This is a genomic window from Agrobacterium sp. BT-220-3 (genome assembly GCF_025910175.1).
Classification (GTDB): Bacteria; Pseudomonadota; Alphaproteobacteria; order Rhizobiales; family Rhizobiaceae; genus Agrobacterium; species Agrobacterium oryzihabitans.
In genome coordinates this window covers 63,219-75,974 of sequence record NZ_JAPAIX010000006.1, presented here as the reverse complement: position 1 = coordinate 75,974, position 12,756 = coordinate 63,219, and the positions used below count along the sequence as shown (strand labels likewise).

Sequence of the window (12,756 nt, the reverse complement as noted above, 5' to 3'; positions counted from 1 at the left end):
GGCGCATGGTGCAGGCCCATTGCTTAGCCATCGGCCTGTGGTTAAGCATGGGCAAAAGAACGCTTGGGAGGTTGCCGACACGCTTGTGTCTGTGCGCCCGAAAGCGGCGGGGAGAGAATGGCAGACTTTAAAGAGGCGCTGAAGCGGTTTCAGCCGATCGCGGTTCCATCGATCGCTGAAGACGAACTGAGGGCGCGGTTGCGCGGCCTGCAAGCGCGAATGATCCAGCAAAATGTGAAGGCGGTCTGGCTCGATGCATCATCGTCGCTGACCTATTATACCGGCCTTTCGCTTGGGCTTTCGGAGCGCATTCATGGTGCCCTCGTGCCCGCCGAGGGTAATCCGGTCTATGTCAGCCCGACTTTCGAGGAGCCGAAGCTTCAGACCCTGATCCGCATTCCGGGTGAGGTTGCCGTCTGGGAAGAGGATGAAAATCCATTCGACCTGATGGTGAAGCGCATCGATGCTCTGGCGTGCCCCGGCCATCTTGTCGCCATCGATCCCGCCACTCCCTTTGTCTTTGCCTCGGCCCTGATGCAGCGTCTGGAAGGCCGGATCATTTCGGCCCAGCCGATGATCGTTGCCCAGCGGCAAGTCAAATCCGCAGCCGAGATCGCCATCATCCAGACAGCGATGGATGCGAGCTACGGCGTGCAGAAGGCTGTGTTCGAGGGGCTTCGTCCGGGCGTTTCCACAACAGAAGTGGCTGATTTCGTCAACGCCGCGCATATCGCGCTTGGCATGAAGCCGCTTTTTGTGGCCGTGCAGTTCGGCGAGGCGACGGCCTATCCGCATGGCGTGCCTTATGCGCAGACGCTGAACGATGGCGATATGGTGCTGGTCGATCTCGGCGCCATTCTTCACGGCTATCGTTCGGATATCACCCGCACCTATGTTTTCGGTCAGCCGACGGAACGGCAGCGTTTTCTCTGGAATGCCGAACGCGACGCGCAGGCTGCGGCCTTTGACGCGGCTAAGGTCGGCGCTGCGTGCTCCGACGTGGACAAGGCCGCGCGCGACAGTCTGAAAGCGGCCGGTTTCGGACCGGATTATCAGCTTCCCGGCCTGCCGCACCGCACCGGCCACGGGCTTGGGCTGGATATTCACGAAGAACCCTATATCGTTGCGGGAAATGCCACGGCGCTTGAGCCGGGCATGTGCTTTTCCATCGAGCCGATGCTGTGCGTTTATGGGGAATGCGGCGTTCGTCTCGAGGACATTGTATATATGACGGAGGCGGGACCGCGCTGGTTCTGCCCTCCGGAAAAGAACCTCGACTGGCTGTTCCAGCCGGTCGCCGGGTAATTGGTCGGGAGGCAAAGGACCGAACAGCGGCACGGGGCTCCCCGCGTCGTTGCTGACCAGAAGAGGTAGGCCCCCGGACGGGGCCGCAGGAACTCAGAAAAAGAGGGAAAGGACCACCAGATGAAAACGCTGACCCGCAGTTTGCTTATCGCCTCTGCGATTGCGATCACTTCCGCCATGCCTGCCATGGCGAAGACCTTCGTTTATTGCTCCGAGGCATCGCCGGAAGGCTTCGATCCGTCGCCTTACACCGCCGGCGGCACCTTCGATGCCTCCGCGCATCCGGTCTACAACCGTCTGACCGAGTTCAAGAAGGGCACGACCGAAGTCGAGCCTGGTCTCGCCGAAAAATGGGATGTTTCGAGCGACGGTCTGGAATACACCTTCCACCTGCGCAAGGGTGTGAAGTTCCACTCCAACGACAAGTTCACGCCGAGCCGCGATTTCAACGCCGATGACGTGATCTTCAGCTACAACCGCCAGGGTGACGCGAAGAACCCGTGGAACCAGTATATCGCAGGCATCACCTACGAATATTACAACTCCATGGAAATGCCGTCGCTGATCAAGGAAATCGTCAAGGTTGACGATTACACCGTCAAGTTCGTGCTGACGCGCCCGGAAGCGCCGTTCCTCGCCAATATCGCCATGCCTTTCGCTTCGATCGTATCGAAGGAATATGCCGATACGCTTGATAAGGCCGGCACCAAGGAAGACTTCAACAACCTGCCGATCGGCACCGGTCCGTTCAAGTTCGTCGCCTATCAGAAGGACGCGGTCATCCGCTACCAGAAGAACGCCGACTACTGGGGTGACGCGCCGAAGATCGACGATCTGATCTTCGCGATCACGCCTGACGCCGCCGTTCGTCTGCAGAAGCTGAAGGCCGGCGAATGCCACCTGATGCCTTATCCGGCTCCGGCTGACCTGGCCACCATCCGCGCCGATAAGAACCTCAAGCTCGACGAGCAGCCCGGTCTGAACGTTGCCTACTTCGCCTACAACACCACCGTTGCACCTTTCGACAAGCCGGAAGTGCGCAAGGCGCTGAACATGGCGATGAACAAGCAGGCGATCATCGACGCCGTCTTCCAGGGTGCCGGCACTGTTGCCAAGAACCCGATCCCCCCGACGATGTGGTCCTACAATGACAGCATCAAGGACGATCCGTACGATCCGGAAGCAACCAAGAAGGCTCTCGAAGCCGCTGGCGTCAAGGATCTGACGATGAAGATCTGGGCGATGCCGGTTCAGCGTCCCTACATGCCGAACGCCCGCCGCACGGCCGAGCTGATCCAGTCGGATTTCGCGAAGGTCGGCGTCAAGGCCGAGATCGTCTCCTTCGAATGGGGTGAATACCTCAAGAAGTCGACCGAAGTGAACCGCGACGGCTCCGTCATCCTCGGCTGGACCGGCGACAACGGTGACCCGGATAACTTCATGGGCGTTCTGCTCTCCTGCGCCGCAACCGGCGAAGGCGGAGCAAACCGTGCTCAGTGGTGCAACAAGGAGTTCTCCGAGCTGCTGTCCAAGGCAAAGCAGACCACTGACGTTGCCGAGCGCACCAAGCTTTATGAGCAGGCGCAGGTGATCTTCAAGGAACAGGCTCCGTGGGCGACGCTTGCGCACTCCACGCAGTTCGTTCCGATGTCTGCCAAGGTTTCCGGCTTCACCATGAGCCCGCTTGGCGACTTCACCTTCGAATCCGTCGATATCGCGGAGTAATCCCAAGTAACAGGACGCGCGGAAGAACCCGGTTCTTCCGCGCGTCTTTTCAGGAAAAAACCATGATCCGGTTCATTTTCGGCAAACTTCTCTATCTCGTTCCGACATTTCTCGGGATTACCATTGTCGCCTTTGCCTTCGTTCGCGTCCTGCCGGGAGATCCCGTGCTGTTGATGGCGGGTGAGCGCGGCATTTCACCCGAACGGCATGCGCAGCTTGCCGAACAGCTCGGCTTCAGCCAGCCTATCTGGCAGCAATATCTCCATTTTCTTGGGCGGCTGCTTCAGGGTGATCTCGGCAATTCGCTGGTCACCAAGAAACCCGTTCTGACTGAGTTCCTGTCGCTCTTCCCCGCGACGGTCGAGCTTGGCCTCGTCGCCATCATCATCGCCACCGTGATCGGTGTGCCGGTGGGCGTCATTGCCGCCATCCGTCGCGGCTCGTGGTTCGACCAGATTTCCATGACGACCGCGCTGGTGGGCTTCTCCATGCCGATCTTCTGGTGGGGCCTGCTGCTCATCATCATGTTCTCCGGCATCCTGCAGTGGACGCCGGTGTCGGGCCGCATCTCGCTGATGTATTTCTTCCCCTCCGTCACCGGTTTCATGCTGATCGACAGCCTGATCTCGGGGCAGAAGGGCGCCTTCGCCTCGGCTTTGTCCCATCTCATTCTGCCTTCGGTGGTGCTTGCCACCATTCCCCTTGCCGTCATCGCGCGCCAGACGCGCTCGGCAATGCTGGAGGTCCTGAGTGAAGATTATGTGCGCACAGCGCGTGCCAAGGGCATGTCGCCCTCCCGCGTCGTCGGCATCCATGCGCTTCGCAACGCCATGATCCCGGTCATCACCACCATCGGCCTGCAGATCGGCGTGCTGATGGCGGGCGCAATCCTGACCGAAACCATCTTTTCCTGGCCGGGTATCGGCAAGTGGATGATCGATTCCATCTCTCGCCGCGACTATCCGGTCGTGCAGAGCGGCCTGCTTCTGATCGCGGGTCTGGTAATGGTCGTCAACCTGCTTGTCGATCTGACCTATGGCCTCATCAATCCGAGGATCCGTCACAAATGAGCGATGTGACCACAGCTCCCGTCGTCAGGCTTTCTGACGCCGCCATCCGCCGCCGGATGATCGCCGATTTCTGGTTCTATTTCCGCCAGAACCGTGGCGCCGTCATCGGCCTTGCCGTCTTCATTCTCCTGGTCCTCATCGCGGTTTTTGCGCCCCTGATCGCGCCGCATGATCCGACCCAGCAATATCGCGATGCGCTGCTCGTTCCGCCGGTGTGGCAGGACGGGGGCCGTGCCGGCTTCTTCTTCGGCACCGATGCGGTCGGCCGCGACATGCTGTCCCGCCTGATCTATGGCGCCCAATATTCGCTGTTCATCGGCGTCGTCGTCGTCTCCATCGCGCTTGTCGGCGGTATCGTCATCGGTCTCGTCGCCGGCTTCTTCGGCGGCTGGGTCGATACCGTCATCATGCGCGTGATGGACGTCATCCTGGCGTTTCCCTCGCTGCTTCTGGCGCTTGTGCTGGTTGCAATCCTGGGGCCTGGGCTCACGAATGCCATGATAGCAATCGCCATCGTCTACCAGCCGCATTTCGCGCGTCTGACGCGTGCGGCTGTCATGAGCGAGTTGCGCCGTGAATATGTCACGGCCGCCCGTGTGGCGGGTGCCGGCAATTTCCGGCTGATGTTCAAGACCATCCTGCCGAACTGCCTTGCGCCGCTGATCGTTCAGGCAACGCTTTCCTTCTCGTCCGCCGTTCTCGATGCGGCGGCTCTCGGCTTCCTCGGCATGGGCGCGCAGCCGCCCGCCTCCGAATGGGGCACGATGCTGGCCGAAGCCCGCGAGTTCATCCTGCGCGCCTGGTGGGTCGTTACCCTTCCCGGCCTGACGATCCTCGTATCCGTGCTCGCCATCAACCTGATGGGCGACGGGCTGCGCGATGCGCTCGATCCCAAACTGAAGCGGAGCTGACCGATGAGCCTGCTGAAAATCAAGAACCTCACCGTCAAGTTCGCCACCGCCACCGGTGCCTTCACCGCCGTTAACGGCATCGACGTCTCCGTGGACAAGCACGAAGTGCTCGCCATCGTCGGGGAGTCCGGTTCGGGCAAGTCGGTATCCATGCTCGCCGTGATGGGGCTTCTGCCCGATACGGCGACAATCACCGCCGACGAGATGACCTTCGACGGCACGAACCTGCTGGCGATGACGCCGCAGGAGCGTCGCAAACTGATCGGCCGCGAGATCACCATGATCTTTCAAGAGCCGGTCGCGTCGCTCAACCCGTCGTTTACGGTCGGTTTCCAGATCGAGGAGGTGCTGCGCCTCAATCTCGGCATGGGCCGGTCCGCCGCGCGTGCGCGGGCGCTCGAACTGTTCCGGGCCGTCGGTATTCCCGATCCGGAGACCAAGCTTAACGCCTATCCGCACCAGATGTCCGGCGGTCAATGCCAGCGTGTGATGATCGCGATCGCAATCGCCTCCAAACCGCGTCTGCTGATCGCCGACGAGCCGACGACCGCGCTCGACGTGACGATCCAGAAGCAGATCCTCGATCTGTTGATGACCCTGCAGGAAGAATACGGCATGGCGCTCATCCTCATCACCCATGACATGGGTGTTGTGGCGGAAACCGCAGACCGCGTCGTGGTGCAATATAAGGGCCGCAAGATGGAGGAGGCGGATGTCTTAAGCCTCTTCGAAGCCCCGCAGCATCCCTATACCAAGGCATTGCTTTCGGCCCTGCCGGAAAATGCGACCGGTGACCGCCTGCCCACGGTTTCCGATTTCTTCGGCAAGGAGGGCGTTCAATGAGCATCGTTGTCGAAGGCAAGGGCGTTACCCGCCATTATCACGTTCCGGGCGGCCTGTTCGGCGGCGCCAAGACGGTTCAGGCGCTGAAGGGCATCGATTTCGCTGTCGAGCGCGGCAAGACGCTCGCCATCGTCGGGGAATCCGGTTCGGGCAAGTCAACGCTTGCGCGCATCATCGCGCTGATCGATCCGGCATCCGGCGGCGAGCTGAAGATCGACGGCCAGCCGGTCGATATCGCCAAGCGTCGTCCCGGCACCGACATGCGCTCCAAGGTGCAGATGGTGTTCCAGAACCCCTATGGCAGCCTCAATCCGCGCCAGAAGGTTGGTGACGTGTTGATGGAACCGCTTGTCATCAATACAAAGATGCCGGCTTCCGAGCGTCGCGAGCGGGCTGAAGCCATGCTGGTGAAGGTGGGCCTGGGGCCGGAACACTTCAACCGCTATCCGCATATGTTCTCAGGCGGCCAGCGCCAGCGCATCGCCATTGCACGGGCGTTGATGCTCAATCCGGCACTTCTGGTGCTGGACGAACCGGTCTCGGCGCTCGATCTGTCGGTACAGGCGCAGGTGCTGAACCTGCTCAGCGATCTGCAGGAAGAGTTCGAACTCACCTACGTCTTCGTGAGCCACGATCTTTCCGTGGTCCGTTATATCGCCGATGACGTGATGGTCATCTCGAAGGGCGAGGCCGTGGAGCAGGGAACGCGCGAGGAACTGTTTGCCGATCCCAAGCACGCCTATACGCGCCAGCTTTTTGCAGCCACGCCGATCACGGATGTCGACGCCATCCGCGCCCGCGTGGAACGCCGCAAGGCGGCACGGCAGGCTGCGACGGCTTGAGTGATTTTTACCGGTGAGTAAAGTTGAGCAGGCCGGATTTCCGGCCTGTTCTTTTTTCAGGACTTCAAAAATCAGCGATGGCGTCGAGCGCGCCATTCTCCCGGACATCCCGATAAGCGGCCTTCAGGGTTGAGACGAAGGTCTCGTTTTCAGGAAGGTCCTCGCCAAATGTGCGCCCGAAGGTGAGAAAACGGTCGACGACGGCATCGGGCGACATTGTCAGTTGGTCCGGGGCATCCCATTCCTTGAAAGCAGGATCGAGAATGGTGATCAGTTGACCCTTTTCATCCCTGTCCGCGCAGGACCTGATCCACAAAGCGACGGCAAAAACGACGGCCCTGCTTTCGGCCTTCTCTTCCAGCAATTCGCGCAAGGGGGCGAGAATGCGCAACGGCACCTTCTGCGAGGCGTCGGAGGCAATCTGCACGGTCTTGTGTTGCAGCGAAGGATTGGCGAAACGCTCCCGCAGGCCGTCCGCGAATTCCGCACCGTCGACGGAAGGGTCCAGCGTCCGGCCGATCTCGCGCCAATAGGCGTCGATGAAATCGCGCACGGACTTTTCGCCCCATGCGTCCGCCACCGTTGCAAGTCCGGCGATCTGGCCAATGGCGGCGATGGCGCTGTGGGAGCCGTTCAGCATTCTGAGCTTCATATGCTCGTAAGGTTCGACATTGCCGACGAACTCCACGCCTGATTTTTCGAGCTTCGGCCTTCCATGCGGAAAACGGTCTTCGATGACGAAACGGAAATAGGGTTCGGCCACCACTGGCCAGGCATCGCGCGCACCAAGTGCTGCGGATATCGAATCCCGATCCTCATCCGTCGTCGCGGGAACGATCCGGTCCACCATCGAGCAGGGGAAAGCAATGTTGGTCTCGATGAATGCTGCCAGTTCCTTGTCCGCGAGGCTCGCAAATTCCAGCAGCAGCTTTCGCAGCACATGTCCGTTGGCCGGCAGGTTGTCGCAGGACAGAAGCGTCAGCGGCAGGGAGCCTTCAGCGCGCCTGCGCCTTGTGGCTGCAAGAATGAAACCGAAGATGGAACGCGGCCGGTCCGGGTTCTCGAGGTCATGGAGAATATCTGGATGATCGCGCAGCAGGCTTCGGGATGCGAGATTGGTCAGATAACCCTTCTCCGTCACCGTCAGCGTCACGACAAGGACACGCGGATCGGAGAGCCGTTCCACCAGCCGTTCGGGGTCCTCAGGTGCGACGATGGTTTCGAGGATGGAGCCGATGATGCGCAGGCGCTCGCTTTCTCCATCGCGCAGGCAGAAGGTGTAGAGATTGTCCTGCGGCTCTATGGCGTCGCGGGTGTCCGGGCTTCTGAGCGATGCGGCGACAATGCCCCATTGCGTCTCGCCGCGGTTGAGGCAATCGTCGATGAAAACGGCCTGATGCGCGCGGTGAAAGGCGCCGACGCCAAGATGCACGATGCCCGGCGTGACCTTCTGGCGGTCATAGGCAGGCGTTGCGACGGATTGCGGCAGGCGGGGCAGGGTGGCAGCGGAAAGCCGGTCTGTCATCGATGCGACTTTCCCGTCCGAAAAGAAAAATCCGTGGCACACGTCACTGGAATTACGGCGTCCGGGTTTTCTCCCATCATGTCATCCCCTCCCATTATAGTCTGAATAGATCAGGCCCGAGCCTCTTTGAGCAGCCGCACCTGACGCAGCGTGTTTTGCCGGCTGCGCTCGAGATGCCGCCAGAGCGCATCCACGATCTGTGCCTTGCTGCCAGCGGCGATGGCATCGGCAATATTCTGGTGTTCCTCGACCGAGCGGGCGTAATCGCCCAGAATCGACACGAAAACCGTGTGGGTCTGGTCGAGAATGCGCTCATGCGAACCGGAGATGACCGGAATGCGCGCGGCCGAAACAAGAGCCGTGTGAAAGCTGCGATCGTAAAAAAGCGCCTTCGACAATTCGTCGAGTGTCGGGCCTTTGGCAAATTCGCGGTGTTTCGCAAGACTTTCCAGAAGCTGCGCGTGCAGCGCCCCATCCAGCTGCCCGGCATCGAAAGCCACTTCCACGGCACCTTTTTCCAGCAGCATTCTGGCGGCGTAGAGTTCCTCCACGTCCTCCACCGTAAAATCACGCACCACCATGCCGCGCCGGGAGGAATTGACCACCAGCCCGTCCGCCTCGAGTTTCAGGCAGGCTTCCTTGACCGGCGTGGGGCTGATGCCGAGATCGGCGGCAAGCTCATTGGGCAGCAGGCGCTCGCCGCCGCGCAATTTGCCGCTGACGATGCGTGCCCGCAATTCCTGATGCGCCTGTTCGGCGAGTGTGACTTTGACCAGCGTGTTCATGGAAACATCATCGCTCAGCTTTACGAGGCAGACAATGGTCAAATATTAAAAATAAAAAATTTTTTATTTTACAATGGTCGTTTTTCCGCTAGCTCTATCGGTCATCGGAAGCTGGCTGCTGGAGGAGGGCGGTCTGGCGTTCCCCTGAAGGGCGCTCCTGTGGTTAATGACTGCGGGGTGAGGATTTTCCGGCGGCCAGCCGTCGGGCTTCGATCAGGAAGGGGCATCCGTTTATTCCTCCTCAAAGGCCGCTCAAGCGTCGAGGAACTGACCGATCATGAAAATAACCGCTGTCGAACCTTTCATCCTGCATCTGCCGCTGACCTCGGAGTCGATTTCCGATTCCACACACAGCATCACTCACTGGGGCGTCGTCGGCGCAAAAATCACCACCAGTGACGGTCTCGAGGGCTATGGGTTCACCGGCACCCATGCACATTTGCCATCCGACAGGCTGATCACATCCTGCATCAGCGATTGTTATGCGCCCCTGCTGGTGGGGGAGGACGCCTCCGACCATTCGCGGCTCTGGATGAAACTTGCCCGTTACCCCGCATTGCAATGGGTTGGCCGTGCAGGCATCACGCATTTGGCGCTGGCCGCTGTCGACGTGGCGCTCTGGGACCTGAAGGCGAAAAAGGCGGGTGTTCCGCTCTGGCATTACCTTGGCGGCGCGCGCACGGCCGGAGTGGAAGCCTATAATACCGATATTGGCTGGCTTTCCTTCACTCTGGAAAATCTCCTGGCTGGCAGCGCCAAAGCGGTGGAGGAAGATGGCTTCACCCGCCTGAAGTTCAAGGTCGGGCATGACGATCCGAATATCGACATTGCGCGGCTTGCAGCCGTCCGCAAACGCGTCGGCTCTTCCGTCAGGATTGCGATTGACGGCAATGGCAAGTGGGACCTGCCGACTTGCCAGCGCTTCTGCGCGGCGGCGAAAGATCTGGATATCTACTGGTTCGAGGAGCCGCTCTGGTATGACGATGTCACGAGCCATGCGCGGCTGGCGCGGAACACGTCCATTCCGATTGCGCTTGGTGAGCAGCTTTATACGGTGGATGCGTTCCGCTCATTCATCGATGCGGGCGCGGTTGCCTATGTCCAGCCGGATGTGACCAGGCTCGGCGGCATTACCGAATATATTCAGGTCGCCGATCTCGCGCTCGCCCATCGCCTCCCGGTCGTGCCGCATGCCGGCGAGATGAGCCAGCTGCATGTGCACCTGAGCTACTGGCATCCGGCCTCGACCATTCTCGAATATATTCCGTGGATCAAGGATCATTTCGAGGAACCGATCCATGTTCGCGACGGCGTTTACAAGCGGCCCGAGCTTCCGGGCGCCAGCACCACGCCTTTGGCCGAAAGCGTCGCCCGTTACGGCAAGTCGGTAAAATGAGCAGCGGTACACAGCCCAGATTTTAAGGAAGGGAAAGCCTGTCCTCCGTCATGCCGGACTTGATCCGGCATCCAGCCACGGCGCGTCCGCGCCGTGAAAGGACTCTCTTGCTATCAAAGACTTGATCGCGCTGGACCCCGGATCAAGTCCGGGGTGACGGAGTGTGGATTATGTAGGTCTGCCAGACCTAGCGCCAGCCAAGTGCGGGCGCCACCTGCTTCAGGATCGTCTCGATCACATGGGCGTTGTAATCGACGCCCAGCTGGTTGGGCACGGTGAGGAGCAGCGTGTCGGCCTCGGCGATGGCCTCGTCGGCTTTCAGCTGTTCGATCAGTTTTTCAGGCTCGGCGGCATAGCTGCGCCCGAAGATTGCGCGTGTCTTGTCGTCGATATAACCGATCTTGTCATCGCCTTCGTTGCCGTAACCGAAATAGGACCGGTCGCGATCGTTGACGAGAGCGAAGATGCTGCGGCTGACCGACACACGGGGTTCGCGGGTGTGGCCGGCTTCCTTCCAGGCTTCCCGGAAGTTGCGGATCTGCTGCGCCTGCTGGACATGGAAAGGCTCACCCGTCTCATCCGTCTTCAGGGTGGAGCTTTGCAGATTCATGCCAAGCTTTGCCGCCCAAACCGCCGTGGCGTTGGAGCTGGAACCCCACCAGATGCGCTCGCGCAGACCTTCGGAATGTGGCTCCAGCCGCAAAAGGCCGGGCGGGTTGGGGAACATCGGTCGCGGGTTCGGCTCAGCGAAACCTTCGCCCTTCAGCAGTTCGAGGAAGACCTCGGTATGCTGCCGCGCCATATCCTCTTCGCTCTGGCCTTCAGCCGGGCGGTAACCGAAATAACGCCAGCCGTCGATCACCTGTTCCGGCGAACCGCGGCTGATGCCGAGCTGCAGGCGACCGCCCGCTATGAGATCGGCAGAACCTGCATCTTCGGCCATGTAGAACGGGTTTTCATAGCGCATGTCGATGACGCCGGTGCCGATCTCGATGCTCTTCGTTCTGGCGCCGACCGCCGCGAGCAGCGGGAAGGGGGAAGCCAGCTGGCGGGCGAAATGGTGCACGCGAAAATAGGCGCCGTCGGCGCCCAGCTCTTCCGCGGCGACGGCAAGGTCGATCGATTGCAGCAGCGTGTCCGCAGCCGAGCGGGTCTGCGACTGGGGCGAGGGCGTCCAGTGTCCGAAGGATAAAAATCCGATCTTTTTCATGATGACCTTCCAAATGTTGGAGGACGCGGCCGTTTGAGCCGGCGTCGTTGTTGTCAGTCATATAAGCAACCGCGCACATCCTCCAATGCGCCACCCGTAGACAGGGTGTCGCCGAAATGTGAACGATGGCCGTCAGGCAATCGTCCTTCGGTCGAGGATGAAGAGATTTTCGTGGGCGCGCGCCGTGGTGAGAATGAAGTCCATCAGCGAGCGGACACGCGGCACGTTGGCAAGGTCCTGATGGCTCGTCAGCCAGTAACCCCGCCGCAGTTCCACTTCACCGGCAAGCACCATCTGCAGATCGGGGAAGCGCGCGGCGATGAAATTCGGCAATATGCAAAGGCCACGGCCGCTCAGCGTTGCGGTCAACTGCGCGAAAATGCTCGATGACTGGAAGTTGGGTCTGAGGCCCGGCAGCACATCACGCATATAGTCGAGACCCGGCGAGAAGATGAGATCCTGCACGTAACCGATAAAGAAATGATCGGGTAAGTCTTCGCGTCGCGTGATTTTTGGATGTCCGGCGAGATAGGATCGTGATGCATAGATATGCAGCGTGTAGTCGATGATCTGTTCGTTGATATAGGGACCGGCTTTGGGCGGATCGAGCGTGACCGCCACATCCGCCTCTTTTCTCGACAGCGCCATGATCTGCTGGATCGTCACCATCTCCACCATGATGTGAGGATGGGTAATGGCGAAGTCCTTCAGTCTCTCCACAAAGAAAAAATTGGAAAAACCTTCAGGCGCGCTGAGCCGCACCACGCCGCGCAGCAGGCTGCCGCTTTCGGAAATATCCGACTGCAGCCTTTCCGCTTCGGCCTCGATGCGCTCGACGGTATCGACCAGCCGCCGCCCGACCGTTGTCAGCTCGTAACCGCGCGGGTTTCTCTCGAACAGCTTGGTTTTAAGCGAGAATTCCAGCCGATCGATGTGGCGGGAGACGGTGGCGTGGCTGGTGCGCAGGCTTCTTGCCGCCGATGAGAGTTGCCCGGTGCGGGCCACCGCCAGAAAATATTGCAGGTCGTCCCAGGTGAAAGGGGTGGCCATTTTCGTCTCCCATCAAGAGTTCTGTTCAAAAATGAACAGTTCCTGTTCGCAATTTGATGATGCCCCGCTCTTGTGTCAACGGCCGAATTCGAGA

At 60.2% G+C, this 12,756-nt stretch carries 11 protein-coding genes; 7 read left to right on the top strand and 4 right to left on the bottom strand.

The genetic code is table 11. The annotated features are described in order from the left end of the window. The first annotated feature begins 117 nt into the window (after positions 1 to 117). The 6 genes from OK142_RS16645 (at position 118) to OK142_RS16620 (ending at position 6,696) form a co-directional block, all read left to right on the top strand. Positions 118 to 1,305 carry a M24 family metallopeptidase gene (locus OK142_RS16645; RefSeq protein WP_498683996.1) on the top strand — a complete coding sequence of 396 codons (1,188 nt, stop codon included), beginning with the start codon at positions 118 to 120 and terminating at the stop codon, positions 1,303 to 1,305. A gap of 120 nt (positions 1,306 to 1,425) precedes the next feature. Further along, positions 1,426 to 3,030 (top strand): ABC transporter substrate-binding protein, encoded by a 1,605-nt coding sequence (locus OK142_RS16640; protein ID WP_498683995.1) that lies wholly within the window; start codon positions 1,426 to 1,428, stop codon positions 3,028 to 3,030. A 62-nt stretch (positions 3,031 to 3,092) separates the two neighbouring features. After that, a complete protein-coding gene (locus tag OK142_RS16635) occupies positions 3,093 to 4,100 on the top strand; it encodes an ABC transporter permease subunit (RefSeq protein ID WP_003498442.1) in 1,008 nt (335 codons plus the stop codon). Further along, a complete protein-coding gene (locus tag OK142_RS16630) occupies positions 4,097 to 5,011 on the top strand; it encodes an ABC transporter permease subunit (protein WP_003498443.1) in 915 nt (304 codons plus the stop codon). The genes OK142_RS16635 and OK142_RS16630 overlap by 4 nt, the downstream gene beginning before the upstream one ends. A 3-nt stretch (positions 5,012 to 5,014) precedes the next feature. After that, a complete protein-coding gene (locus tag OK142_RS16625) occupies positions 5,015 to 5,854 on the top strand; it encodes an ABC transporter ATP-binding protein (RefSeq protein ID WP_082185084.1) in 840 nt (279 codons plus the stop codon). Then, a complete protein-coding gene (locus OK142_RS16620) occupies positions 5,851 to 6,696 on the top strand; it encodes an ATP-binding cassette domain-containing protein (RefSeq protein ID WP_498683992.1) in 846 nt (281 codons plus the stop codon). The genes OK142_RS16625 and OK142_RS16620 overlap by 4 nt, the downstream gene beginning before the upstream one ends. Positions 6,697 to 6,760: 64 nt before the next feature. Here OK142_RS16620 and OK142_RS16615 read toward each other — a convergent pair whose 3' ends face one another. Both OK142_RS16615 and OK142_RS16610 read right to left on the bottom strand, forming a co-directional pair. Then, positions 6,761 to 8,221 (bottom strand): mannitol dehydrogenase family protein, encoded by a 1,461-nt coding sequence (locus tag OK142_RS16615; RefSeq protein WP_498683991.1) that lies wholly within the window; start codon positions 8,219 to 8,221, stop codon positions 6,761 to 6,763. A gap of 110 nt (positions 8,222 to 8,331) precedes the next feature. Continuing rightward, positions 8,332 to 9,006: a GntR family transcriptional regulator gene (locus OK142_RS16610; RefSeq protein ID WP_498683990.1), complete on the bottom strand. Its 675-nt coding sequence runs from the start codon at positions 9,004 to 9,006 to the stop codon at positions 8,332 to 8,334. Positions 9,007 to 9,283: 277 nt separating this feature from the next. Here OK142_RS16610 and OK142_RS16605 point away from each other — a divergent pair, with 277 nt between their 5' ends. Further along, entirely contained in the window at positions 9,284 to 10,402 is a 1,119-nt protein-coding gene (locus tag OK142_RS16605) for a mandelate racemase/muconate lactonizing enzyme family protein (RefSeq protein ID WP_498683989.1), read from the top strand. A gap of 187 nt (positions 10,403 to 10,589) precedes the next feature. On the opposite strand, the gene OK142_RS16600 is transcribed toward OK142_RS16605, so the two are convergent. Together OK142_RS16600 and OK142_RS16595 are read right to left on the bottom strand one after the other, a co-directional pair. Continuing rightward, positions 10,590 to 11,612, bottom strand: a complete 1,023-nt coding sequence (locus OK142_RS16600) for an LLM class flavin-dependent oxidoreductase (protein WP_498683986.1) — start codon at positions 11,610 to 11,612, stop codon at positions 10,590 to 10,592. Between the two features lie 132 nt (positions 11,613 to 11,744). Further along, a complete protein-coding gene (locus tag OK142_RS16595; protein ID WP_082185078.1) occupies positions 11,745 to 12,662 on the bottom strand; it encodes a LysR family transcriptional regulator in 918 nt (305 codons plus the stop codon). Between the last annotated feature and the right edge of the window lie 94 nt (positions 12,663 to 12,756).